This is a genomic window from Nannocystis sp., assembly GCF_016714285.1.
Lineage (GTDB): Bacteria > Myxococcota_A > Polyangia > Nannocystales > Nannocystaceae > Nannocystis.
On record NZ_JADJNN010000021.1, the window covers coordinates 1 to 22,920 of the forward strand.

At 71.1% G+C, this 22,920-nt stretch carries 23 protein-coding genes; 7 read left to right on the top strand and 16 right to left on the bottom strand.

Translation table 11 applies throughout. The features are described from left to right. Both IPJ59_RS27870 and IPJ59_RS27875 read left to right on the top strand, forming a co-directional pair. The coding region (locus IPJ59_RS27870; RefSeq protein WP_293274060.1) for an alpha/beta hydrolase family protein at positions 1-814 on the top strand (814 nt) is incomplete at its 5' end. A gap of 45 nt (positions 815-859) precedes the next feature. Further along, the gene (locus IPJ59_RS27875; RefSeq protein WP_293261740.1) at positions 860-2,362 is read left to right on the top strand and encodes a PQQ-binding-like beta-propeller repeat protein; all 1,503 of its coding nucleotides are present in this window, start codon (positions 860-862) and stop codon (positions 2,360-2,362) included. Between the two features lie 53 nt (positions 2,363-2,415). Here IPJ59_RS27875 and IPJ59_RS27880 read toward each other — a convergent pair whose 3' ends face one another. Next, on the bottom strand, positions 2,416-3,570 hold the full coding sequence (locus IPJ59_RS27880) for a hypothetical protein (RefSeq protein WP_293274061.1): 1,155 nt from the start codon (positions 3,568-3,570) through the stop codon (positions 2,416-2,418). Between the two features lie 53 nt (positions 3,571-3,623). Here IPJ59_RS27880 and IPJ59_RS27885 point away from each other — a divergent pair, with 53 nt between their 5' ends. Next, positions 3,624-4,334: an enoyl-CoA hydratase/isomerase family protein gene (locus tag IPJ59_RS27885; protein WP_293261734.1), complete on the top strand. Its 711-nt coding sequence runs from the start codon at positions 3,624-3,626 to the stop codon at positions 4,332-4,334. A gap of 67 nt (positions 4,335-4,401) precedes the next feature. After that, the gene (locus IPJ59_RS27890) at positions 4,402-6,162 is read left to right on the top strand and encodes an FG-GAP repeat domain-containing protein (RefSeq protein ID WP_293274062.1); all 1,761 of its coding nucleotides are present in this window, start codon (positions 4,402-4,404) and stop codon (positions 6,160-6,162) included. 288 nt (positions 6,163-6,450) lie between these two features. Here IPJ59_RS27890 and IPJ59_RS27895 read toward each other — a convergent pair whose 3' ends face one another. From IPJ59_RS27895 to IPJ59_RS27925, 7 genes are all read right to left on the bottom strand, one after another. After that, on the bottom strand, positions 6,451-7,695 hold the full coding sequence (locus tag IPJ59_RS27895) for a C1 family peptidase (protein ID WP_293261728.1): 1,245 nt from the start codon (positions 7,693-7,695) through the stop codon (positions 6,451-6,453). Between the two features lie 53 nt (positions 7,696-7,748). After that, the gene (locus IPJ59_RS27900) at positions 7,749-7,949 is read right to left on the bottom strand and encodes a hypothetical protein (RefSeq protein WP_293261725.1); all 201 of its coding nucleotides are present in this window, start codon (positions 7,947-7,949) and stop codon (positions 7,749-7,751) included. Positions 7,950-7,994: 45 nt separating this feature from the next. Continuing rightward, the gene (locus IPJ59_RS27905) at positions 7,995-8,234 is read right to left on the bottom strand and encodes a hypothetical protein (protein ID WP_293261722.1); all 240 of its coding nucleotides are present in this window, start codon (positions 8,232-8,234) and stop codon (positions 7,995-7,997) included. A gap of 45 nt (positions 8,235-8,279) precedes the next feature. After that, complete coding sequence (locus tag IPJ59_RS27910; protein ID WP_293274063.1) at positions 8,280-8,522, bottom strand: hypothetical protein; 243 nt, start codon at positions 8,520-8,522, stop codon at positions 8,280-8,282. A gap of 103 nt (positions 8,523-8,625) precedes the next feature. After that, the gene (locus IPJ59_RS27915) at positions 8,626-8,754 is read right to left on the bottom strand and encodes a hypothetical protein (protein ID WP_293261716.1); all 129 of its coding nucleotides are present in this window, start codon (positions 8,752-8,754) and stop codon (positions 8,626-8,628) included. A 250-nt stretch (positions 8,755-9,004) separates the two neighbouring features. Continuing rightward, positions 9,005-9,622, bottom strand: a complete 618-nt coding sequence (locus IPJ59_RS27920) for a hypothetical protein (RefSeq protein ID WP_293274064.1) — start codon at positions 9,620-9,622, stop codon at positions 9,005-9,007. A 12-nt stretch (positions 9,623-9,634) separates the two neighbouring features. Then, positions 9,635-10,435 (bottom strand): FAD-binding protein, encoded by an 801-nt coding sequence (locus IPJ59_RS27925; RefSeq protein ID WP_366524706.1) that lies wholly within the window; start codon positions 10,433-10,435, stop codon positions 9,635-9,637. Between IPJ59_RS27925 and IPJ59_RS27930 the strand changes: the two genes are divergently transcribed. After that, positions 10,382-10,894, top strand: a complete 513-nt coding sequence (locus tag IPJ59_RS27930) for a protein kinase family protein (RefSeq protein WP_293274066.1) — start codon at positions 10,382-10,384, stop codon at positions 10,892-10,894. The two genes, IPJ59_RS27925 and IPJ59_RS27930, sit on opposite strands and share 54 nt — an antisense overlap. On the opposite strand, the gene IPJ59_RS27935 is transcribed toward IPJ59_RS27930, so the two are convergent. Continuing rightward, on the bottom strand, positions 10,852-11,586 hold the full coding sequence (locus IPJ59_RS27935) for a Rossmann-fold NAD(P)-binding domain-containing protein (RefSeq protein ID WP_293261704.1): 735 nt from the start codon (positions 11,584-11,586) through the stop codon (positions 10,852-10,854). The two genes, IPJ59_RS27930 and IPJ59_RS27935, sit on opposite strands and share 43 nt — an antisense overlap. A 96-nt stretch (positions 11,587-11,682) precedes the next feature. Then, positions 11,683-12,582 (bottom strand): porin family protein, encoded by a 900-nt coding sequence (locus IPJ59_RS27940; RefSeq protein ID WP_293274067.1) that lies wholly within the window; start codon positions 12,580-12,582, stop codon positions 11,683-11,685. A 302-nt stretch (positions 12,583-12,884) separates the two neighbouring features. Here IPJ59_RS27940 and IPJ59_RS27945 point away from each other — a divergent pair, with 302 nt between their 5' ends. Next, positions 12,885-13,661, top strand: a complete 777-nt coding sequence (locus IPJ59_RS27945) for a hypothetical protein (protein ID WP_293261698.1) — start codon at positions 12,885-12,887, stop codon at positions 13,659-13,661. A gap of 25 nt (positions 13,662-13,686) precedes the next feature. Here the strand turns inward: IPJ59_RS27945 and IPJ59_RS27950 are convergent, their stop codons facing one another. The 6 genes from IPJ59_RS27950 to IPJ59_RS27975 all read right to left on the bottom strand — a co-directional run bounded on the left by IPJ59_RS27950 (position 13,687) and on the right by IPJ59_RS27975 (position 21,406). Beyond that, on the bottom strand, positions 13,687-14,355 hold the full coding sequence (locus IPJ59_RS27950; protein ID WP_293261695.1) for a YqaA family protein: 669 nt from the start codon (positions 14,353-14,355) through the stop codon (positions 13,687-13,689). Positions 14,356-14,382: 27 nt separating this feature from the next. Continuing rightward, positions 14,383-15,051, bottom strand: a complete 669-nt coding sequence (mobA, locus tag IPJ59_RS27955) for a molybdenum cofactor guanylyltransferase (RefSeq protein WP_293261692.1) — start codon at positions 15,049-15,051, stop codon at positions 14,383-14,385. A 115-nt stretch (positions 15,052-15,166) separates the two neighbouring features. After that, positions 15,167-16,042 (bottom strand): DUF6929 family protein, encoded by an 876-nt coding sequence (locus IPJ59_RS27960; RefSeq protein WP_293274068.1) that lies wholly within the window; start codon positions 16,040-16,042, stop codon positions 15,167-15,169. Positions 16,043-16,079: 37 nt separating this feature from the next. Beyond that, positions 16,080-18,164, bottom strand: a complete 2,085-nt coding sequence (locus IPJ59_RS27965; protein ID WP_293274069.1) for a molybdopterin biosynthesis protein — start codon at positions 18,162-18,164, stop codon at positions 16,080-16,082. Continuing rightward, a complete protein-coding gene (locus IPJ59_RS27970; protein WP_293274070.1) occupies positions 18,161-19,558 on the bottom strand; it encodes a molybdopterin-binding protein in 1,398 nt (465 codons plus the stop codon). The genes IPJ59_RS27965 and IPJ59_RS27970 overlap by 4 nt, the downstream gene beginning before the upstream one ends. 195 nt (positions 19,559-19,753) lie before the next feature. Further along, positions 19,754-21,406, bottom strand: coding sequence for an NAD(P)H-dependent oxidoreductase subunit E (locus IPJ59_RS27975; RefSeq protein ID WP_293261683.1), 1,653 nt, complete (start codon positions 21,404-21,406; stop codon positions 19,754-19,756). 207 nt (positions 21,407-21,613) lie between these two features. On the opposite strand from IPJ59_RS27975, the gene IPJ59_RS27980 reads away from it, so the two are divergent. Further along, entirely contained in the window at positions 21,614-22,882 is a 1,269-nt protein-coding gene (locus IPJ59_RS27980; RefSeq protein ID WP_293261680.1) for a hypothetical protein, read from the top strand. The last annotated feature ends 38 nt before the right edge of the window (positions 22,883-22,920 follow it).

A 22,920-nucleotide genomic window follows, 5' to 3' on the forward strand; every position in this document is an offset into this window, starting at 1 on the left:
GAGCGTCGCCGGCCAGAATTACGACCGCACCTTCCTCGTCATCGTCCCGGACGACTATCAGCCCGGCGAGCAGCTGCCCGTCATGTTCATGTGGCACTGGCTCGGCGGCTCCGGCAAGGACTTCTACGAGCGGGCCGAGGCCCAGATCGCCGTCAACGAGAAGCGCTTCATCGCCGTCATCCCCGACGGCCGCAACAGCGACCAGGGCGTCCTCTTCAAGTGGCCATTTAGCATCCTCGACAGCGACGAGCAGCTCGAGGCCGAGTTCCAGTTCTTCGACGACATGCTGTCCTGCGTGCACGAGCAATTCGGCGTCGACAAGGACTGCGTCGGCAGCGTCGGCGTCAGCGCGGGCGCGCTGTTCACCGACCAGCTGGTCGGCGGTCGTGGCGATCGGCTGTCGTCCTTCCTCTCGCTCTCGGGCGGCACCGGCGGCGGCACCGTGCGGCCGTTCACGCCCCCGGCGCACAAGCTGCCCGCGCTGGTCCTGTGGGGCGGACCCAACGACTTCTGCGTCGTCATCAACTTCCAGGACGCCTCGCACGACCTGGAGAAGAAGCTGGTCGAGGGCGGCCACTTCGTCGAGGAGTGCGTGCATAACTGCAACCATTCGACGCCGCCATTCGACGTTCCCGACGGCATGCCGGCCTTCGCCCCGCTGTGGGACTTCCTGTTCGATCACCCCTACTGGCTCAAGGCCGGCGAGTCGCCCTACAACGACTTCGGCCTGCCGCCGAGCATGCCCAGCTGGTGCGCCGTCGGGGTTGGCAACGCGGTGCCGCCGCCCGGCGTGTGCGACAAGAACGAGTGCTAATGAGGCTTTGACGGGCGCGTCGGCTTCCTGCGATGCTCGCGGCGCATGTCGGCCGCGCGCCTCGCTGTCTCGCTTTGCCTCGCCGGTGTGCTCGCTTGCGGGGACGACGGGGCGGGCGAGAGCGCGAGCACGAGCGCGGCGAGCAGCAGCGGCGAGGTCGCTGAGAGCACGACCAGCCCGACGAGCGGCGTGGAGAGCACCGGCGGATCGAGCTCCTCGGCGGGATCTTCGGGCGGCGAGACCGGCTTCGATCCGCCGACGCCGGCCTGCGGCAACGGCTATCTGGAGGCCGGCGAGGAGTGCGACGACGGCAACCTCGGCGACGGTGATGGCTGTAGCGCCGCCTGCGAGGTGCCCTGCGGCCTCGAGCTCGCGGTGACCGAGCTGGCGCCCACGGCCCAGTCGATCATCGGCGGCGTGAAGGTCGCCCCGGCGCCCGACGGCGGCTTCGTGACCTTCGCCCGCCTGCGCGAGATCACCGTCGACCAGGAGCAGAACTCGATGGTCGGGCCGCGCCAGATCCTCGTGCTCGCCTACGACGCCGACGGCGTGCAGCGCTGGCGTCGCGAGGTCGGCGACCCGATGGGCGACCTCTACGCCGCCGGCGGCACCGTCGACGCGGACGGCGATGTCTTCCTGATCGGCAGCCTCGACGGGGCCGACGCGAAGGACATCTGGATCGGCAAGCTCGCGGGCGCCGACGGGGCCCCGCTGTGGACGCAGGTGTTCGACGGCCAGCTCGACGCCGGCGAGGACTATGGCACCTCGGTGGTCGCCACGCCGACGGGCGACGTGATCGCGGTCGGGCAGATCCGCGACGTGCTCAACGACACGGACGTGTGGATCTCCAAGCTCGCGGGCGCGGACGGCTCGCCGCTGTGGACCACCACCTGGACCGGCGAGCCGAGCGACGGCTACTCGGTCGACGCGCCCGGCCCCGTGGCGCTCGGGCCCGACGGCAGCATCCACGTGCTGGCCCGCGAGTACGTCGACGCCAAGACGATCGAGGCCACCCTCCTCAAGTTCGCCCCCGACGGCGGCAAGCCGCTGTGGACCGCCTCACCGCTCGCCGATGGCAGCGAGCACAAGCACAACATCGGCCCGCTCGCGGTCGGCCCGGACGGTGAGATCGCGATGGGCGTGCTGCGCGACGGCGCCGCTGCGACCTTCTGGGTGTTTCGCCTCGGCCCGGACGGCGGCGCGCCGACCTGGTCGCGCACCCGCGACGACTTCATCGTCGCCGGCGAGGAGTGGTACCTGAGCGGGCTCGGTATCTACCCCGACGGCAACATCGTGGTCGGCGGCTCGTGGCTCGACGACGTGAGCCAGGCCGACAGCGAGTGGTGGGAGGTGTGGACCACCCGCCTCGACGCGAAGGGTGAGCCGCGCTGCCACGTCAGCGTGCGCGCGCCGGGCGAGGACCTCGTGCCGCCGTCGATCTTCCCGGCCGACCTCGTGGCTGGCCCCGATGGCGTCGCCCTGGCCACCGGCGAGCTGATCGAGGGCGGCGAGTCCTCGGTGTGGACCGGCCGCTTCCGGCCGCTGTAGCGACCGGCGAGCTGATCGAGGGCGGCGAGTCCTCGTTGTGGACCGACCCGCGATCAGTCGACCCAGGTGGCGAGGAACACGTTGGTGTCGCCCGGCGTGGCCGCGCCGCGGTTCGACGCGAACACCAGGGTCTTGCCGTCGCGGGTGAACATCGGGAAGCCGTCGAAGCTGTCGTTGAAGGTGACCTGCTCCTGGCCCGTGCCGTCGTCGGCGATCAGGAAGAGGTCGAAGTTGCGGCCCTTCGGGTCGGCCTGGTTCGAGCTGAAGATGATGCGCTTGCCGTCCGGGTGGAAGAACGGGGCGAAGTTGGCCTTGCCGTTGCTCGTCACCTGGCGCTGGTTCTTGCCGTCGACGTCCATCACGAAGAGCTCGAGGCGGGTCGGGCGGACCAGGTTCTCCTTGACCAGCTCCTCGTACTTGGCGAGCTCGTCGGCGCCCTCGGGGTGGTTGGCGCGGTAGACCAGACGCTTGCCGTCGGGTGAGAAGAAGGCGCCGCCGTCGTAGCCCTTGCTGTTGGTCAGGCGGCGCTGCTGCTTGCCGTCGATGTTCATGATGTAGAGCTCGGGGTCGCCGTCGCGGGTCGAGGTGAACACGATGCGGTCGCCGAGCGGCGAGACGGTGGCCTCGGCGTCGTAGCCGGGGCCGACGACGAGCGGCCTGGTGTCGCTGCCGTCGGCCTTCGCGGTGTAGATGTCGAACTCGGGGTAGAGCTTCCACACGTAGCCGCGGCTGCGGTCGGGCGGCGGCAGGCAGTCGTCGGCGGCGGCGTGGGTCGAGGCGTAGAGGATGCGCTCGTCCTTCGGCAGGAAATAAGCGCAGGTGGTGCGACCCTTGCCGCTGCTGATCCGCTGCACCGCGCCCTCGTGCAGGTGCAAGGTGTAGATCTGGTCGCAGGCCGCCCCGTCGCGGGTCGACTGGAACACCAGGCGCGTCTCGTCGCTCGAGAAGTACGCCTCGGCGTTCTCACCCCCGTGCGTCAGCTGCTGCAGTTTGCCCTGGAAGTGGCGCTCGCCGGCCAGAGGGACGCTCGGGTCGACCGGCGCGGGCTTGGCGGGCTCGGTCTTCGCGGGCTCGGGCTTGGCGGGCTCGGTCTTCGCGGGCTCGGGCTTCGTGGACTTCGCGGGCTCGGTCTTCTTGCCCGCGTCCGGCGGGTTGCAGGCGGTCAGGGGCAGGAGACAGGCGAGGATCAGGCGCGGCGAGGCAGACATCGGGGCGCGGATGATAGCAACGCGGCGCGCGGCTTTGCTATGGTCGCGGCCGCATGATCGACCTCGTCCTCGAAGGCCCCGGGAAGAACGCCCTCAGCACCGTCCTGATGCGCGAGCTGCTCGCCAAGCTCGAGGCCGCCGCGGGGGCGCCGGCGCTGCTGACCGGGGCGGGCGACGCCCTCTCGGCGGGGCTCAACCTCGTCGAGCTCGCCGGCTTCGACGTCGCCGGCATGCGGGCCTACCTCGAGCTGCTCGAGCAGACCATGCACGCGCTCTATCTCTACCCCGGGCCGCTCGTGGCCTTCGTCAACGGCCACGCGATCGCCGGCGGATGCATCTTCACGCTGTGCGCCGATCATCGCGTCTCCAGCCCGGCGCCGACCGGGAAGATCGGCCTCAACGAGGTCGCGCTCGGGCTCCGCTTCCCGCGCAGCGTGCTGCAGCTGGTCCGCCGCCGCGTGGCCCCCGAGCACCTCGACGAGGTGGTGCTCGGCGCCGGCCTGCACGACCCGCAGGGGGCCCTGCGCCTCGGCCTCGTCGACGAGCTCGGCGACCTCGCCCTCGCCCGCGCCCGCCTCGCGGCCCTGGCCCAGCACCCCGCCGATATCTACGCCGCGACCAAGGCGGAGCTGCGCGCCGGCGTGCTCGTCGAGGACGCCGCGCAGGCGCGGGCCTTCCTCGAGGACGCGCTGCCGACCTGGACCTCGCCGGCGCTGCGTGAGCGCCTGCTCGGCTTCCTCAAGCAGCGTTCGCGGCGCGCCTGATCGCGGTCGATCGCCGCGTGAGCCGGCGACGCTTGACCCGATGTCGCCCCTTGGCGACGCTGGTGGCATGCCGCGCGAGCTCCCTCGATCCCTCGTCCTCGTCCTCCTGGCCGCTGCGTGCGGCGACAGCACCCGCGAGAGCGCGAGCGAGTCCGTCAGCGCCAGCGCGACCCCGGGCGGTCCGACGAGTGAGCCCACCACCACGCCGACCACGGCGCCGACCACCGCGTCCGGCGAGAGCGAAACCGGCGGGGTCAGCGGGACCGGCAACACCGGCTCCGGGCCGACCAGCACGGTCGCGTCGGACCCGACCGGCGACCCGAGCGGGAACCCGAGCAGCGAGCCCAGCACGGGCTCCGGGCCGAAGTTCGACGTCGGCGGGACCGGCGGCCCCGAGACCGACAGCACGACCGGGCCGCCGGTCGATCTGTGCAAGGTGCAGGACGACATGAACGCGATCGGCGAGTGCGACAAGGAGGCCCCGCCCAACAGCTTCGAGCCCGAGATCCAGTGGGCGTGGACCGGACCGAACGGCGACCAGTTCAGCATCGTCACCCCGCTGGTCGCCAACCTCACCGACGACAACCAGGACGGCGCGATCGACCTGTGCGACATCCCGGACGTGGTCGTGGTGGCCTCGCCGAGCTCGGGCCAGCCGAACATCGTCGGCCACATCTACGTGCTCGACGGCCTGACCGGCGCGCTGCACTTCCAGATCGCCGACGCGGTCGACCACACCGTGACCCCGGCGCTCGGCGACATCGACGGCGACGGCCTGCCGGAGATCGTGACCTCGATCGTCGGCGGCAACCCGGTGGCCTTCGAGCACGACGGGACCAAGAAGTGGACCAGCGCGAGCAACTGGCCGGAGGTCTACTCGGGCTCGATCGCCCTGGCCGACGCCGACAACGACGGCGACGTCGAGATCCTCGCCGGCAACCGCCTCTTCGATCACAACGGGACCCTGCTGTTCACCGCGCCGCAGCCGGCCGGCAACTGGTCGTCCTCGGCTTTCGCCGACCTCGACGGCGACAAGGACCAGGAGGTCGTGCTCGGCCACGCGGCCTATCATCATACCGGCGCGCAATACTATGTCAGCGGTGTGGGCCCCGGCTATCCGTCGATCGCCAACCTCGACCTCGACCCCGAGCCCGAGGTGCTGGTGACCAACATGAACGGCCTGTCCCTGCTCAACCACGACGGCTCGGTCATCTACCAGGACCAGCGCCCGACCGGCGACTTCCCCGGCGGCACGACCTGGCTGCGGCCATCGACGGTCCACGACTTCGACGGCGACGGCAAATCCGAGTTCGCGACCAGCTCGGCCAACAACTACACGACCTACAAGCCGATCGGCCCGGCGATCCTGTGGAAGGCGGCGGTCTCGGACCAGAGCGGCATCGCCGCGGGCACCGCCTTCGACTTCCTCGGCGACGGCGTGGCCGAGGCGATGTACGCCGACGAACACTTCATGTTCATCTTCGACGGTAAGGGCCAGGTGCTGCTGAAGATCCCGCGCTCGTCGGGTACGCTCAGCGAATACCCGATCGTCGCCGACATCGACAACGACGGGTCGGCGGAGATCGTGGTGGTGTCGTGCCAGTATATGCAGCCGCAGTCGCCGACGGTGCAGGTGATCCGCGACAAGATGGACCGCTGGATCCAGGCGCGCCGGATCTGGAATCAGCACACGTACCACGTGACCAACGTGCGCGAGGACGGCACGATCCCGCAGTTCGAGGCGCCGTCGTGGAAGCAGCTCAACACCTTCCGCACCAACTCGCAGATCGAGGGCGGCGGGCTGTGCAAGCCGCCGATCCCGCAGTGAAAGGCGCAGACATGGCCATGTGACTCACATCCTCTGCGCGGCCGGACCGTCCAGTGTCGTGCGACGAGGCGGCGTTGCGGCCGACACGCCACCCCACGTCCACGCACTTCGAATTGATCCGTGCGCGGCACCAGCGTCTACGAAGCGACTCGAGCTCGGAGTACGGAACCCCATGCTCAGTCGTGATCCGTCGCAGCCGCCTCGACCTCTGCCGAAGCGCTTCGGGATCGCCTCGAGCTCACCGCCGAGCGACCATCGAGCCGAGCCTGGCCAACGAACCCGGCTCCCTCATCCCTCGATCCGCCAGGCCTTGGCGACAGAGTGGTGGAATGCACGTTCCTGGGCGAGTTCGCCGTCGGTTTCGTTCACTCGTCGCATCGCCGAGAGAATCCAGGCCAGGTCTTCCGCGGAGAAGAAGCGCGCGAAGAGTGCAATCGATTCATCGATGAGCGCCTGGTTGTCGATGTGAGCGAGCGCGTAGCCGAGGATGCCATTCGCGTCATCGTCGCCTCCGGCCCGCTTGAGGATTGGTCGAAGGTATTCGGCTACCTTCGAGATCTCAGCCTCGCTGAGGGTATTGTCAGCTGCGGCGCTGTGATAGAAGAGAAGTGCGAGTCGGAGTTCGAATCGATGCTCGTCCATCGCGTCGAGCATTTCGGAGTACTCCTTTTCGGACATTTTCGAGAGAATCGTGTCGGCCTTGTCGAGCACGCCATCATCCTCGGTGGACCACGTCGACTTGTCCGGCTCGAGCGCGTCGACGTGCTTGATGATCCATGAGTCGTGATAATTATACGACATCATGTACGTGTATGGGATGTAGCAATAACCGGCGTCGCCGAACTCGGTGCCATGAGAATTTCGGACGATGAACACCGCGTCCGCGTCCGAGTAGCCGACGCAGAGCATGGCATGGCCTCCCCATGCATTCGACCTGTCCGCTGAGGTGGGCATCGGAATGAGCCCCGCCCTATCGCTGGCGAACGACCTGAAGATCTGGACCGCGAAGAGGATGGGGTGTCCATTGGCGAGCGCCGCTTTCCAAGCGGCCATCGTCGTGGGGACAGACTCCTCGCCCTCGATCAACAACCTCTTCCCCTCTTCGTAAAGATTCTTGGGCGGCGCTTGATTCACCGACCCTTCCTCGAACGGCCAGGACGTCTCCCGGCAGGCGCCGTGCTGCTTCAGGGCCTTCATCACAGCGGGCAGCGAGGCCCCCTTGTCCGTGATGCTAGACGTGTCAGGGCTCGCCGACGCGCGCGCGTTGTAGTAGATGAAGAGCCGGCTGACGTCGTGCCCGGCGTCGGCCTGGTGCCGCCTCAAGAGGTACTCGCAAGCGCCGGCCGCAGCGTGCGCGGCGCAGCTCTCTGTCTTCCCCTGCTGTTCGACAGCCGAGAGGGCGTGCCGGAGATCGACCTTTGCCGGTGGTACGAACTCGGGCGATCCGACGAATTGGTGCGTTCCCTTCGGGGCCTCCACGAAATGGTACCCACCTACGTTCAGCGTCTCACCGTTGGCGCGTTTCAGCTTCATTGGTACCATCTCGACGTTGGTCGGTCATCCGGCGGGTTCGGGGGACGCGGTATTCAGCCGCCCGACGTACCTGACCTTCCGACCGGCTCTCCCGTCAACGGGTCCGGTAGGTCCAACAGGTGCCGCAGGAGGCTGTTCAGGTGGACGTGCGGCACCTGGGTCGCCTTGTCGGCACTGGCCTTGAGGGCAGTCGCGACGTCGGCGTCGAGTTCGATGTCTTCAGCGAGGTCGTTGGAAATCTTGATGTTGGTCATGGGGCTCCAGAAGGCTCGATACAGATGGAAGGTCGCGCGAGGACATCACCCGGCTGACGGTCCACTTCCTCCGGTCACCCCAGGCCTGGTCCTGGTGTTGACTGGAGCCCCGACCGGCTCTCCCGTCAACGGGTCCGGTAGGTCCAACAGGTGCCGCAGGAGGCTGTTCAGGTGGACGTGCGGCACCTGGGTCGCCTTGTCGGCACTTGCCTTGAGGGCAGCCGCGACGTCGGCGTCGAGTTCGATGTCTTCAGCGAGGTCGTTGGAAATCTTGATGTTGGTCATGGCGCTCCAGAAGGCTCGATACGGAGGGAAGGTCGCGCGAGGACATCACCCGGCGGACGGTCTACTTCCGCCCGTCGTCCCAGACCTGATCCTGGTGTTGACTGGATCTGCTCCGACCGGCTCTCCCGTCAACGGGTCCGGCAGGTCCAACAGGTGCCGCAGGAGGCTGTTCAGGTGGACGTGCGGCACCTGGGTCGCCTTGTCGGCACTTGCCTTGAGGGCAGCCGCGACGTCGGCGTCGAGTTCGATGTCTTCAGCGAGGTCGTTGGAAATCTTGATGTTGGTCATGGCGCTCCTATAGCAAGACGAAGCCCCGAATTCGGCCTCGTACGGCGGGTTCTGGGAGCCTTCGCAGGTCAGCCACATCGCCAGAGCCCTGTGCCTCGATCACTCACTTGAAGATGTCGAAATTGCCGAGGACGACCCACAAAAGAATGAACAGCAGGATGGTGCCAATGACGCCACCGCCGAGCTTCCAAGCCCCAGCACCCGCAACTGCACCGCGTAGAAGTTTGCTCATCGTGGGACCAGGTTGCCCGCTCGTTGCGTACGCGCCAGTGCGCGAGCTGCGTCCCCCGGTGTGTCGCGGGAGCCCGATCTGCCGCTGAACCCGCGTGAGGGCTCCGGACGGCCAGCAGGCGGCGATTCGTCGCTGGTGTCGGCCGTGCAGCGTAGGCACCGCTCGGGTCATGAAGTCGATGCGCTCGTTGCGTGCGCGGGCCGCGGCTGGCTTGTTGGTGTCGCTCGGCTCGTGCGGTGAGCCGCGGTGGCTATGACGCTCTGCGGGCGAATGAGGCGAAGGGGTAGATCTTGGCCAGGAAGTAGCGACTCCCGAAGCCGAGCATCAACCCCTCCGACGACCCCTCTTTCACCGCGATCGTGTTCGCCGGGTGCCACATCTCACCGGCCAGGAAGTGCAGCGCGATGCAGGTGTCGCCGGCCTCGAGATGGACCTGGATGGTGTGGTGGCGGCCGCCATGTCGCGCGGACAGCCGCACCGTGCTCTCATGCAGGTCGATCTCGTGGGTCTCGTCGCCGAGCGTGACCTCGAGGTGGGTGTCGTCGATCCATCGTAGCGACCCGCGGGCGACCCACCACGACAGCCGCCTGAGCGCGGCGAATGCCACCGCGAGCGAGCCCACGACCCCCCACGCGAACATCGGGATCATCGCGTGCTCCATTTCCCGCGGCTTCACGTCGGCCGTGAACGGCAGCAATACCACGCCGCACAGGACCAGCATGATCACGAGCACCCCGATCGTGCGGAGCGAGTCCTGCGGATCGATCAAGGGGATCCGGTCGCGCGTTCGCTCGAGCCACAGCCACACGCCGCCCCCCAGAGTCAGGGCGGCCCCCACGATGTGCACAGTGGCCGCGAGCGAGTGCAAGGCAGTAATGTCTCACATCCCTGGGCCGCCGTCGCACGGCGGGCTGCTTGACCGCGGCCGTCGCCGAGCATGGGCTGGCGGCCGGGTAGCGATCGAAAACCGCGGATTTTCGCCGCATCCCAGGACCTCGAGCGCCACGACCTCTTCCGAGAAGGCGCCGTGGGCCAGTCCGGTCCCGTGGGAGGCCGTGGAGATCGCGCCCGCCGCCGTGATCTCGGCGATGCTCGGCTCGGTGGCCAGCGCCAGCCCGCGCCCGGCGACCGCCTCGTCGAGGTCGGCGAGCAGGATGCCCGCCTCGACCGTGATGCGTTGGTTGGCCTCGTCGAGCGCGAGCACCTTGGTGAGCGAGCGCGTGTCGATGAGGATCTGATCGGTGCACCCGAGCGCGCTCCACGAGTGGCCCGCCCCGACGACGCGCACGCCGGCTGCGCGCCGCACCGCGGACTGCAGCTCCTCTCGAGTCTCGGGCCGAACGATCTCCCGCGGCGCGCAATGGAGGTTCCCCGCCCAGTTGGACCACTCGCCACACGTCGACGATATCAAGCGTTCACCTGCGACATATCTCTCCACGAATCCAGGCCGCTCCGGTGCGGGGCGCCGACTATACAGAAGACACACGGCGCGGGCGATGGCGGAATCCTCGTGGCGGCCTCGTCGTCGGGGTGCGCTGGCGCGCGGCCGGCCCCTGTTGCCGCACGAGCCCCGTTCCTCGACTATCGCAGGATGGCCGATGTGCCGCGACATCCTCGGGAAGAGCCGGTGTTGCCGCTGCTGCCGCTCGTCGGCGTGCCACCGGCCAGGCGCGGCGACCATCCACCCGCGGAGCGTACACCCGTCGATGCTCCGGTCGACGTGACCTCGGTTGAGCCCCACCGGTCCGCCGACGCCTTCGCGGTGCCGGGCACGCACGACCAGTTCGGCCATGCTCGGCGCCGACGGCCGGGGGTCCGGGTCCTCGACTTCGGGCTGTCGCGCGGCCGCGGCGTCTCGTCCGCGCCGGTCCTCGACGTGTCGCGCGAGAACCTGGCCGACCTCCGCGTCACCGCGGCGGGCACGCCGGCGTACATGTCCCCGGAGCAGTTCCGCGGTGGTGAGGCCGACGCGGGCAGCGATCAGTTCAGCTTCTGCGTCGCGGCGAGGGGCCCGGAGATCGAGGAGGGCAGTATTCGCTTCAGTTGGGGGATTACCGACCGAAGACAGCCAGACCAACGCCGAGTCGACGCTCAGGACTACGCCTGCCCGCTCGCGATCAGCGCCATCATCTCCGGGTAGTGATACGTCGCGCTCGCCGCGGGGTGATGCTTCGCCGTAGCGATCATCGCCTTGGCGATCTGTTCCACGCGGATCGACCTGTACTTCGCCGGCGTGACGAACGAGAACAACGGCAGCGTCTTCTCGAGCAGCCACGGCGTGTGCTGAGAGCCGATGATCATCGCGGGACGGAACACGCTCACGATCGCCGGGCCGTTCGCGCGAACGGCCGCTTCGGCCTCGCCCTTCACGCGGTTGTACCGCGACATGCCTGCGCCACCACTGCCGCTGGCCTTCGCAGTCGGGTTCGCACCCGCGGCGCTCATGAACGCGAGATGCGGTACCTTGCCTGAATCTCGCAGCGCCCGCGCGAACGCTTCGTTCAGCGCGACGTCGACCGCGCGATGCTCCTCGAGCGTGAGCTTCGCCGTGCCGGCGCCGACGCCGAGCACGCTGAATCCTTCCAGATCGCCGTCGAGGTCGCTCACTGCATCGATCGTCGCCGCGGCGAGGGGCGCGGGCTTCATCTCGGGGACGAGCTTCTCCACCAGTCTGCGGCCGACGCTGCGAGCCATGGCGACGGCCTCGGGTAGCGATCGTCGGGATAGCGTGATGACGGCGTCGAAGCCATCGTCGGAAAACAACTCGCGGAGCAGTGCGGCTCCGACCGAACCGGAGCCTCCGAGGACGATCGCTGTGCGCTTGTGGGTCATCGCGGCGCGATGATACGCCAGTCCTGCGGCAGAACGCCTCGGCGGTGTGGTCCCTGGCTGGCAACGGCGACCTGGCCTCGCCTCGAGTGCGTCCCGTCACTTCTGGACCGGAGGGACGCTGTCCGGGCAGCCGTCGAGGTCGTCGATCTGATTGATGGTCTCCGGCTGGACCGGGCACATGTCGACGAGGTCGAGGAGCCCGTCGTCGTCGCCGTCGGTCAATGGACAGCCGCCGTTCGTGGGCGGGCCCGGCTGCTTCGGGCACAGATCCTCGTCGGCCTGGAGCACCCCGACCTGCTTAGGATCGCGGAGCCCGTCCCCGTCACTGTCGATGACCACCAGCGCGGGCGCAACGAGCCTCGCCTTCGCCTTCCCCAGCCGGACCGACAGCCCGAACAGGGCCTCCACGTTGTTGGTTCGCGCCTTGCCGATCCCGAACGCTGTGGTGACATTATCGACGACGTCGAGGCGCAGCGCGACGCGGTGGTTGACGCGAAACTTGACGCCTCCGCCGAGGTTGAGCGACGTATCGACATCCTTGCCGAGGACAGGCGACGAGATCCCGACCAGGCCGAGGCCGGCCCGCATGAACGGCGAGATCCGGTAGGGCAGCTGGGCCTGGACCATGGGTCGGAGCGTGTACAGCGTCGCCCGCTGGCCGTCGGCGGCCGTTGTCGGGATAACCCCGCCCTCGAGCTCGATCCCGACGAAGCTCAGCGGGTAGTAGCCGACGCGGAGCCCGATGTCCGCACCCGCCCGCGCGAGGGGCTGATGCCCGTACCCCGCGACGGCGAGGTTCGGCTGGTAGAACTCATGCCGCGCCGACGGGCTCCACACGCCGCTGTACAGCCCGAGCTCCCAGGTGTTGCGGACTGGCCGGAAACGCTGGATCCACGGGAGCTGCCCCGCGCGGGCCGTGACATTCGCGGTCGCCGCCGCGACGGCCCTGTCCGCGACGCGAGCGGGGTCCGGCGGGGCCGCCTGCGCCGCCGTCAAGAACAGCAATGTCCCGCATGACCACATTCACACATCCCCGCTGCAACGACCGGATGGCACATCGTTCCGAACGACGGTCCCCATTTAGCCAGGTCTCGAAGAACGCGTCAATCGCAGTAATCGCGCCTCGGCAGCCGCGGTCCTCGACGTGCGCGTACACCCGGCGATCAGCAGACCGACACACAGGGTGGGCAGGAAGCGAAGCACCACGGCATCCTACGTCTGCGACGCCGCGGCGATCCAGTCGTCTCAGCCGCTTGAGCTGGCTCGCAATGCGCGCGCGGCTGCGATAGATTGGCGCGATGCGCCTCTTTGTTGGCCTCGCGTTCGCCAGTCTGCTCTGCGCCTGCCCTTCGGGGGGGAGCACCACGGATGCGTCCTCGGGCGGCGACACCGATGCGGCCACGAGCACGCCGGCGACCGGCACGGCGAGCAGCGGTGACGTACCGACCACCGGTGGCATGGTGGTCGAGTGTGTCGGTGGTGGGCTCGGGCCGGCGTTCGCCTGGGCCACGCCGCCGGAGCCCGGCGTCGCCAGCTGTCAGCGCATCAGCGACGCCTCGCTGGCGCTCGACTGCGCCGGCGACTTCACCGGCATCTTCACGCTGACGCTCGTGAACACGGGCGTGGTCGGGCTGGTGGTCGGCGAGGCGGTCGAGGTCGATTATCGGGTCACGACCGACGCGGACGCCGAGGTCACCGGAGAGTGGCTGCGCGTGCGCGGGCAGGGCCAGTGGTACATCGTCGCCGGGCAGGGGCCGACGCTCGCGCCTCCGGACGCGCCGGCCGACTGGTTCCACGCGAACGTCGAGGTCGCGCTGGTCGCGGGTGACTGTGCGCCGCTGGCGTGCAGCGACGGCTCGGGCGACCAGTTCACGCCGCGGGCCATCTCCTTCGGTCAGGGCGACATGGTCAATATCCTCGCAGCGGGCAAGGACGGCGGCGTGCCTGGAGAGTTCGGCGGCGAGAGCTACCACGCGGCCGTGTCCGAGGCGCGCAGCGGCGCGTGCGACGGCGGCGCGGCCGGCGAGGCGATCGACGTGCTGGCGTTCAGCGTCGTCAGCTCGGGTTTTCTTTAGCCCGAGTGCTCACATACCGCGCTGCTTACTTGAGGAACTTGATGAGCAGGAAGCCGCCGATGAGCAGCAGGGTGCCGACGATCGTGGCGAGGTTGAAGTACTCGTCGATCCACTTGCGGGCGCGCGGTCCGGCGAGGCGGATGACGAGGGCGACCAGGAAGAAGCGGCCGCCGCGGCCGAAGATGCTGGCGAGGGTGAAGCCGACGAGGTTCAGCTTGGCGACCCCGGCGGCGACGGTGAAGACCTTGTAGGGGATCGGCGTGAAGGCGGCGATGAACACGGCGAGCACGCCGTATTTGTTGTACTCGTTGGTGACGAGCTCGAAGTTCTCCTGCGAGAATACGCGGTTGATCAGGTATGGCTCGAACACCGCCCACAGCGCGTAGCCGATGAAGTAGCCGAACAGGCCGCCGAGCACCGAGAAGAGGGTGCACCAGGCGGCGAAGCGGTATGCGCGGGTCGGGGCGGCCAGGGCGAGGGCGATGAGCAGGACGTCCGGGGGGATCGGGAAGAAGCTCGACTCGGTGAAGGCGAACACGCACAGGGCGGGCACGCCGTACTTGCTTTCGGCCCAGGACAGCACCCACTCGTAGATACGGCGGATCGGGTTGCGCGAGCGCGGCGCGGGGGCAACAGGCGGTGGCGCCAGCGTCGGGTCAGGCGCGGCGCCGGGGGGTGCTTCGGTCGCGTTCACGGGGCGGGACGCTAGCACGCGAGGCGCTCACCCGGAAGCCGCGCGGTCCTCCGCAAGCGCCGCGGCGTACTCGTCCGGCGTGTTGCAGGTGCGCAGGACTCGGGGCTCGGGCAGGCTGGTGGCGTCGAGCCAGCGGGCGCCGAGGCGGTCGAACATGAAGAGCGGGCGCCGGCCGCCGCGGGCCAGCACCTCACGTGCGGCGGCGTGGGCCGGGGCGACGCGGACGGCGCTGGCGAGCGGGTGAGGGAAGTGGCGGTCGGTGGCCTCGCCGGAGGCGGGCGCCTCGACCGGGAGGATGCCGCCGAGGCCGGGTTCGGCGACCAGGGTGGCGAACAGCAGGCGCAGGTGATCGGCGGTGAGGAAGAGGTTGTCGCAGGCGCCGAGGAAGGCGATGTCGGTGCGGTGGGCCGCGAGCACGCCGAGGCCGGTAAACAGGCCGACCAGCGGTCCGCCCTGCTCGTACTCGCTGGGGTCGTCGACGCGGACGGCGCTCGGGTGCAGCGGCGGCAGCTCCTGGCCGGCCGCGCCGACCACGACGATCGGGTGGTTGCACACCGACGCGACCAGCTCGACCAGGTGCGTGAGCAGGGGTCGTCCGCGCCACGGCAGCCACGGCTTGGGCTGGCCCATCCGCGACGAGCGGCCGCCGGCGAGGATGACGGCGCCGAAGCTTGTTGCTGGGGCCTTGGCGGACACGTTGTGCGAGCGAGGATCGCAGCGCGCGGGCCAGCGGGCAAGGGGGCGTCAGCGCCAGGGGCCGGTGCGAGGGTCCATGCGGGCGTGCAGCGGCGAGGCCGGGATGTTGCGGGCGTCAGCGCCAGGCGCCGGTGCGAGGGTCCATGCGGGCGTGCAGCAGCGAGGCTGGGACGCTGCGGTCGTCGGGGTCGTTGACCAGCCACAGCGTGAGCCGGTCGCCGTGTTGCTCGGCGTGTACGCCCTCGAGCTTGTGCGGGCCGGGGAGTTCGACCTGCCACTGGAGGCGGCGCTGGGGGTCGAGGCGGCCGATCGCGGCGCCGGTGACGACGCCGTCGTGGTAGGTGTCGGGGCTGGCCTCGGCGGCGGCGATGTAGAGGAGTGAGCCGTCGGGCAGGGGTGAGGCGTCGGTGAAGCCGAGCGCCGCGCCGCCGCGATCGCCGAGCTCGAAGCGATGGATCGCGTGGACGAGCGCGCCGGTCCACGGGCGCCCCGCGGTGGTCGCCGCGACGGCGCCGGCGAGGTCGAGCTCGACGATCGCGTTGTGGTTGCCGGGGCCGTTGCCGCGCTGCAGAAGCAGCAGCAGCTCATCGATGATCGCGGCGCCCTCGAGGTTGAGCGCGGGGAAGTGGCGCGCGAGCTCGGCGTGCAGCGGGCCGAGATCGAGGACCTCGACTGTCGCCGAGGACATGTCGCTGAGGACATGTCGCACGAGGCAGGCGCGGTGGCGGGTGGCGGCCGAGCCAGAGCCGAGCGCGAGCAGGCCGTCGCCGGGCCAGCGGCACAGCGCCTCGAAGTCGGGCTTGTGCGCCTTGCGGGCGGCGTGCGCCTCGGGGAGCTCGCCGGGCAGCAGGGTGAGCCTGGCGTCGGGGCCGTGGTCGGGGCAGGCCAGGAGGGTGAGCTCGTCGTCGGCGACGATGTATGAGACGGCGCCGAGGCGCACGAGGCCGCTGGCGGCGGAGACGGGGAGGGAGCGCAGCAGGGTCGGGCCCACGCGGCGAGGATACGCCATGCGCCCTTGGGAGGAGATGTCAGGCGAGGAAGCCGGCGCTGCGGAGCTCGCTGCGCAGCTGCGGGTCGGCGAGGGTTGCGAGGAAGGCCTGGACGGCGGGGCGATCGCGGCGGCTGTCGGGGACGACGAAGTCGTACTGTTCCTCGCGGATCGGCGTGAAGGCGAGGCCCGCGGGGGCGGCCGCGCTGGCGATCGCCACGCCCCAGTCGGCGCGGCCCTGGGCGACGCAGGCGACCACGCCCGCGTGCGAGCGGGCCTCGTGGGTGTAGCCGGACGGGCGGAGCGGGCGGAGCGGGGCGAGCAGCTCGTCGATGACGACGCGGGTGCCGCTGCCGCGGTTGCGATTGACCATCTGCAGGTCGGCGGCGAGGATCGCGGGCGAGAGGGCGAGCGGGTCGCCGACGAGCACGCCGCGCAGGCGCGGGTCGTCCGGGCGGTGGACCAGGCCCTGCATGCGGCCGTAGCCGGGGACGAGCGAGCATCCGCCTGGCACGAAGGCGTGGTTATAGCGGCCGGTGGCGGGGTCGAGGAGGTGGGTCGGGGCGAGGTCGCAGTGGCCGCGGGCGGCCGCCGCGAGGCCGCCCTGGCTGCCCTGGGCGATCAGCTGGACGCGCAGGCCGGCGGCGTGGAGGCGGTCGGCGAGCAGCTCGAGGCCGGTGCAGTGGCTGCCGACGATCAGGAGGTCGGGGGCGTGGCCGCCGGGGGCGCTGCGGATCACCGCGACTCGCTCGCCGGCGTCGAGGCGCTCCTGCTGGCGCGGGACGGCGATGAAGCCGTCGGCGCGGCAGAACGCGGTGACCGAGCCGGAGCCCTTGCCGATCGGGAGGGCGACCGGGAGGATGGAGCTGTCCGTGGGGACATGTGCACGCAATTGCGGGAAGGACATGTCCGTTGGGACATGTGTTAACAATGTCGGGATGGACATGTCCGTGGGGACAGGTGATGGCAATGGCGGGGGCCCTGGATCGGCGGGGGCGAGCAGCTGGACCAGCACGTATTCGCGACGGCCGCGCTCGCTGTTCAGGTCGTGGGCGAGGCGGGCGGGCAGGGCCTCGGCGCGCTCCGGGGGCAGGCCGGCGAGGCAGCGCAGGAGCGGGGCGACGAACTCGTGGAAGGTGAAGAGGGCCGAGGTGGGGAAGCCCGGGAGCACGGCGATCGGGACGCGGCGCGGGCCGACGGCGGTGGCGGCCAGGCACAGCGGCTTGCCGGGCTTGAGGGCGACGCCGTGGACGCAGATCGCGGGCAGGCCGGGGGCGGGGCCGGGGAGCGCCGCGACGGCGGCGAAGCTGAGGTCGCCGGCGCCCTTGCTGGTGCCGCCCGAGAGCAGGATGAGGTCGCAGGCGTGGGTGTGGAGGGCCGCGTGGAGGGCCGCGCGCAGCTCGTCGTCGCGGTCGCGGGCGATGCCGAGGCGCAGCGGCAGGGCGCCGAGCTCGGCGCAGGCGTCGGCGAGCAGGGTCTGGTTGCAGTCGTGGACCTGCCCGGGCGCGAGCGGCTGGCCGGGGGCGGCGATCTCGTCGCCGGTGGACAGCACGCCGACGCGCGGGCGGCGGTGGACACAGGCCTCGGCGCGGCCGATCGCCGCGAGCACGCCGGTCTCGCGGGCGCCGAGGAGGATGCCCGGGCGCAGCACGACCTCGCCGCGGGTGATGTCGGAGCCGACGAAGGAGATCATGCCGCCCGGGTGCACAGGGCGGCGCACCAGCAGGACATCGTCGGCGACGTCGCAGTCCTCGACCATGACGATCGCGTCGGCGCCGCGCGGGACGACCCCGCCGGTGGCGATGGCGACCGCCTCACCCGCCGCGAGGGTGAGGCCCGGGGCGACCCCGCAGGCCAGCAGCTCGGGGCGGAGCAGCAGGCGCCGCGGGGCGGCCTCGCTGGCGCCGTAGGTGTCGCTGGCCTGCACCGCGTAGCCGTCGACGTTGCTGCGGTCGAAGCCGGGGACGTCGCGCGGGGCGGCGACGGCCTCGGCGAGCACGCGGCCGCGCAGCTCGGCGAGCGCGACGGTCTCGCAGGCCAGCGGGGCCGGGCGGGCGGCGGCCCACCAGCGGGCGTGGGCCTCGTCGCCGTCGACGACCTGCAAGAACTGGCGCTGCTCGCTCACGGTGCGGCTCCGCGGGGTGGGCTGTCCGCGAGGACAGGTGGTCTGTCCGTGGGGACAGGTGGGGTAGGTATGTCCGCGGGGACAGGTGGGCTGTCCGCGGGGACAGGTGGGCTGTCCGCGGGGACAGGTGGTCTGTCCTCAGGGACAGGTGGGCCGACATACGGTCCGTCGAAGAGGTGGACCAGGACGGGCTCGCCGGGGGCGGCGCCCTCGCTGTCGCTGGCGACGATCGTGAAGCCGTCGGCGAGCACCGTGGAGGACAGGTTGCTCGCGCCGGAGGTGGCGACGGGCACGACCTGGCCGGCCTCGACGCGGACGCGGACGAAGTCGCAGCGGCCGACCTTGCTGGTCAGCTTGCGCGCGAGCGGGAGGGTGACGCTGGCGTGGGGCAGGGCGAAGGGGCGCGGGCGGCCGGCGAGGGCGCGCAGCCAGGGGCCGAGCAGCAGCTCGTGGGCGCACAGGCAGGAGACCGGGTTGCCGGGCAGGAGGAACACGCGGCGGCCGTCGGAGAGGCGGCCGAGGCCGGTCGGGCTGGCGGGGCGGACGGCGACGCCGTGGACCTCGAGGGTGCCGACGCGGGCCAGCAGTGTGGGCATGAGGTCCTCGAGGCCGACGCTGGTGGCTCCGCTGACGACCAGGACGTCGGCTGGCCCGGAGGACAGGTCCGAAAAGCCAGCCGAGAGCGCGGCCTCACCGTCGCGGGCGCGGAGGGTGGGGAGCCACTCGGCGCCGTCGCGGGCGCACAGGCCGGCGAGCACGACCGAGTTGCTGTCGACGATCTGCCACGGGCCCGGGGCTGTGCCCGGGGCGACCAGCTCGTCGCCGGTGACGAGCAGCTGCACGCGCGGGCGCCGGACCACCGCGACGCTGGCGAGCCCGAGCGACGCCAGCACCCCGGCGTCTTGCGGTCGCAGCACGCGACCGGCGGGCAGCACGAGCTCGCCGCGCGCCAGGTCCTCGCCGACCTCCCCGAGGTGGCGGCGGGGTGCGACCGGGCCCAGCAGCTCGACCTGGTCGCCGCGCGTGCTGCGGGCGAGCTCGGCCTGGAGGACCGCGTCGGCCCCCGCGGGGACCGGCGCTCCGGTGGTGATGCGGACGGCCTGACCACTGGCGACCGTGCCCAACCACGGCCGCCCGGGCAGGCTGGTGCCGAGCAGCTCGAGCGCGATCGGGTTGTGTTCACTGGCCGCGAAGCTGTCCTCGCCGCGGATCGCGTAGCCATCGACGGCCGCGCGGACGAAGCCGGGCACGTCGATCGGCGCGTACACGGGTGCGGCCAGGACGCGGCCGACGCAGGCCGTGACCGCCACCGCCTCCGGGGGCAACGCCGCCGCGTCGCCGCGCAGCAGGGCGACCACCTCGGTGAGCTCGACCCGGCTGCGAAAGCCCCGCATGCGCACATCGTCCGTCACGCGGAAGCCCCTCCCGGAGGTCCCACGGGACCGACCGCGCGGACACCCAAGGCTCTAGCACGGGGGGCTGATGCGAGCCTGTCCCGGGGGACAGACTGATGAGATATCATGAGCCTGTCCCGGGGGACAGACTGCCCAGATATCCTCGCCCCGCGCTCCTCGCCGCACGCGACCATGTCACGCCCGGTCGCGCAAGCTCGGCCGACGCGGCGGGTGCGCGGCGAGGGCGGCGGGGAAGTGATCGAGCACCGAGATCGCCGGCGTCAGCGCGACCTGGCCGAGCCCGCAGATGCTCGTCTGGGCCATCGTCTGGTCGAGCGCCCGCAGCAGCTCGGGCACGTTGGGCCCGGCGTCGCCAGCGAGCACCTGCTCGAGCAGCAGGACCGCCTTCTGCGAGCCGACGCGGCAGGGCACGCACTTGCCGCACGACTCGTTGCGAAAGAAGCGGGTCAGGCTGAGCCCGAGCGCGAGCAGGTCGCGGCCCTCGGCGACGATGACGACCGCGCCGGAGCCGAGCGTGGAGCCGGCGCGGCGCATCGCCTCGAAGTCGAGCGGCGTGTCGACGGCCGCGGGCGGGAGGAAGGCCGAGGACGCGCCGCCGGGCAGGATCGCCGCGATCGGGCGCCCGTCGACGACGCCGCCGGCGAGGGCGACCAGCTCGGCGACGGTCGTGCCGGTCGCGACCTCGAACACGCCGGGCCTTGCCACGTCGCCGGAGATCGAGATGAACTTGAGGCCGCCGCAGCCGCGCAGGCCCTGGGCCTTCCACCACGCGCTGCCGTCGGGGCGGGCCAGGATCGCGGTCGCGGCGGCGAGGGTCTCGACGTTGTTGATGAGGGTGGGGCGGCCGAACAGGCCGACGACGCCGGGGAAGGGCGGCTTGTTGCGCGGCTCGCCGCGGCGGTCCTCGAGCGCCTCGAGCAGCGCCGTCTCCTCGCCCATGATGTAACCGCCGGGGGAGACGAAGATCTCGAGCTCGACGCCGAGCTCGCGGGCGACCGCCGCGGCGACCGTCTGCTCGGCGGCCATGGCCCTGCGCTCGAGCTCGTACTCGTGGCGGATGTAGAGGATCGCCCGGGTCGCGCCGACGACGAGGGCGCCGAGCAGCATGCCCTCCCATACGAGGTGGGGCAGGGCGGCGAGGAGCTCGCGATCCTTGAAGGTGCCGGGCTCGCTCTCGTCGGCGTTGCAGACGACGAACTTCTCGTCCGCGACGGTGGCGCGGACCGTGCTCCACTTGATCGCGGTCGGGAAGCCGGCGCCGCCCATGCCGCGCAGACCCGCGGCGCGCAGCTCGGCGATCGCGTGCTCGGCCGCCGCGGCGTCGCCGGCCCCGATGGCCCCGATGGCCCGGGCGGCGGCGTAGCGATCGCCGGGGCTGGCGTAGGGATCGATGCGGTATGGCTTTCGGGACATGTCCGCGGGGTCAGCTGCGGTGTGCGCGTGCGCGAGGCAGGCGCGCAGCTCGGCCGGGGTGGTGACCGGGTCGTGGTGGACCAGCGCCGCCGGGGCGCGGTCGCAGCGGCCGAGGCACGAGACCTCCGCGACCTCGACGCGCTCGCCGGTGGCGGCCTCGTGGGCCCGGGCCGCGGCGCGCAGGGCCTCGGCGCCGCCGGCCATCGTGCAGCTGAGGTCGCGGCACAGCTCGACGCGGTGGGCCGGCGGGGGCTCGCGGCGGAAGTGGGGATAGAAGGACGCGACGCCCTCGACGCGGTGCAGGGGGACGCCGAGTCGGTGGGCGAGCTCGGTGAGGGAGTCTTGTGAGAGCCAGCCCAGTTCCGCCTGGAGGGCGGTGAGCTGCGAGAGGATGCTCGGCGGCCGGTAGCGCACGGGGCGACCATAACACAGGCCGGGAGCGGCGCCGGAGCGGGAGAGAAGTGGTGCTGTGGACGGGCGTGAAAAAAACTCGATCCCTCGCGGCGGGTTGCGACACCTCAGGGCGAACCCCGAGACGCGCGCCGATCGGCGGGCCGGCTGTCGCCGGTCCCGGTCCGAGCGGCGGCGCGGCGGGCCGACTTTTGTCCGGAGTAACCAGTCATGTCCCGCAAATTCCATACGTCCTCCCTCTCGCTCGCGGCCGTCCTCGGCGGCGCTCTGGCCCTCACCCCCGGCTGCGAGGCCACCGAGGTCTGCGGCCTCGAGTGCCCCGCGGAGGGGCTGCTCGACGGCAACGCGTCGATCTCGGGCCTGGCCAGCGTCGACGCGTTCTTCGCGGCGGTGGTCGGCTTCAACAAGGCCGCGCTGGCGGTCGAGGCCGGGGTCGAGGCCGAGCTGCGGGGCATCGCCGTGTCGCTCGAGCTCGACGCGGGCGCCACCGCGGCGGACATCCGCGCGGCGCTCGAGCTCAAGCTGGAGGCGACGGTCTCTGGCGGGCTCAAGATCTCGTACGCGGCGCCGCGTTGCACGGTCGACGCGAAGGTGGCGGTCGACGCGACGGCGAAGTGCGACGCGGAGCTCGAGCCGGGTGAGCTCAAGGTCGAGTGCAAGGGCACCTGCACCGTCGACGCGAGCGCCGGGGCCAGCTGCGACGCGAGCGCGAAGGTCGTCTGCAAGGGCACCGCGCCGCAGCTCGAGTGCAGCGGCAGCTGCACCGGCACCTGCGAGCTGACCGGCGACCTGCAATGCAATGGCAGCTGCAACGGCGAGTGCGACGGCACCTGCACGGTGACCGGCGCCAACGGGCAGTGCGCGGGCGAGTGCATGGGCGCGTGCAAGGGCAGCTGCGAGCTGCGGGCGGGCGCGAGCTGCACGGGCAAGTGCCAGGGCAGCTGCGAGTACGAGGCGCCAGCGGGCGAGTGCGAGGCCGGTGCCGAGCTGCGCTGTGAGGCGGCCGCGGAGGCCAGCGCGAGCTGCGACGGCAGCTGCGACGGCGAGGTGGTGCCGCCGAAGGCGCGGGCCGAGTGCGAGGCGAGCGTGGAGGCGGAGGCGAAGCTGCAGGCCGAGTGCACGCCGCCGAGCCTGGAGATCGGCTGGCAGTTCAAGGACACGGTCAGCGTGGAGGAGAAGGCGGCCTTCAAGGCCTGGGTCGAGGGCTTTCGCGGGCGCTACGCGGGGCTGCTCGCCGCGTCCGCGCGGGCCGAGCTGGTGCTGTCGGCGGGCGCAGGGCTGGGCGAGGCGGCGGGCCAGCTGGCGGGCAGCCTGCCCGGCGAATTCGCCGACGACTTCAGCGTGCGGGCCACCGTCGGCATCGGCTGCGCGGTGTCCGAGCTGAACGCGGTGGGCCAGGTGCTCGCGGGCGGGACGACGGCGCTCGGCGGCAGCGTGAAGGCGGTCGCCGAGGTGAGCGCGGCGATCGCCGGCGGCTGAGCGTCTTGGTGGCGGGGCGCGGGCGTGCCATCCTGGCG

Coding starts and splice junctions, on each gene's coding strand:
- IPJ59_RS27980 (WP_293261680.1), top strand. CDS start 21,614: ATGTCCCGCAAATTCCATACGTCCTCCCTCTCGCTCGCGGCCGTCCTC.
- IPJ59_RS27925 (WP_366524706.1), bottom strand. CDS start 10,435: ATGGTCGCCGCGCCTGGCCGGTGGCACGCCGACGAGCGGCAGCAGCGG.
- IPJ59_RS27935 (WP_293261704.1), bottom strand. CDS start 11,586: ATGACCCACAAGCGCACAGCGATCGTCCTCGGAGGCTCCGGTTCGGTC.
- IPJ59_RS27970 (WP_293274070.1), bottom strand. CDS start 19,558: ATGCGGGGCTTTCGCAGCCGGGTCGAGCTCACCGAGGTGGTCGCCCTG.
- IPJ59_RS27915 (WP_293261716.1), bottom strand. CDS start 8,754: ATGAGCAAACTTCTACGCGGTGCAGTTGCGGGTGCTGGGGCTTGGAAG.
- IPJ59_RS27905 (WP_293261722.1), bottom strand. CDS start 8,234: ATGACCAACATCAAGATTTCCAACGACCTCGCTGAAGACATCGAACTC.
- IPJ59_RS27885 (WP_293261734.1), top strand. CDS start 3,624: ATGATCGACCTCGTCCTCGAAGGCCCCGGGAAGAACGCCCTCAGCACC.
- IPJ59_RS27895 (WP_293261728.1), bottom strand. CDS start 7,695: ATGAAGCTGAAACGCGCCAACGGTGAGACGCTGAACGTAGGTGGGTAC.
- IPJ59_RS27910 (WP_293274063.1), bottom strand. CDS start 8,522: ATGACCAACATCAAGATTTCCAACGACCTCGCTGAAGACATCGAACTC.
- IPJ59_RS27900 (WP_293261725.1), bottom strand. CDS start 7,949: ATGACCAACATCAAGATTTCCAACGACCTCGCTGAAGACATCGAACTC.
- IPJ59_RS27890 (WP_293274062.1), top strand. CDS start 4,402: ATGCCGCGCGAGCTCCCTCGATCCCTCGTCCTCGTCCTCCTGGCCGCT.
- IPJ59_RS27945 (WP_293261698.1), top strand. CDS start 12,885: ATGCGCCTCTTTGTTGGCCTCGCGTTCGCCAGTCTGCTCTGCGCCTGC.
- IPJ59_RS27880 (WP_293274061.1), bottom strand. CDS start 3,570: ATGTCTGCCTCGCCGCGCCTGATCCTCGCCTGTCTCCTGCCCCTGACC.
- IPJ59_RS27875 (WP_293261740.1), top strand. CDS start 860: ATGTCGGCCGCGCGCCTCGCTGTCTCGCTTTGCCTCGCCGGTGTGCTC.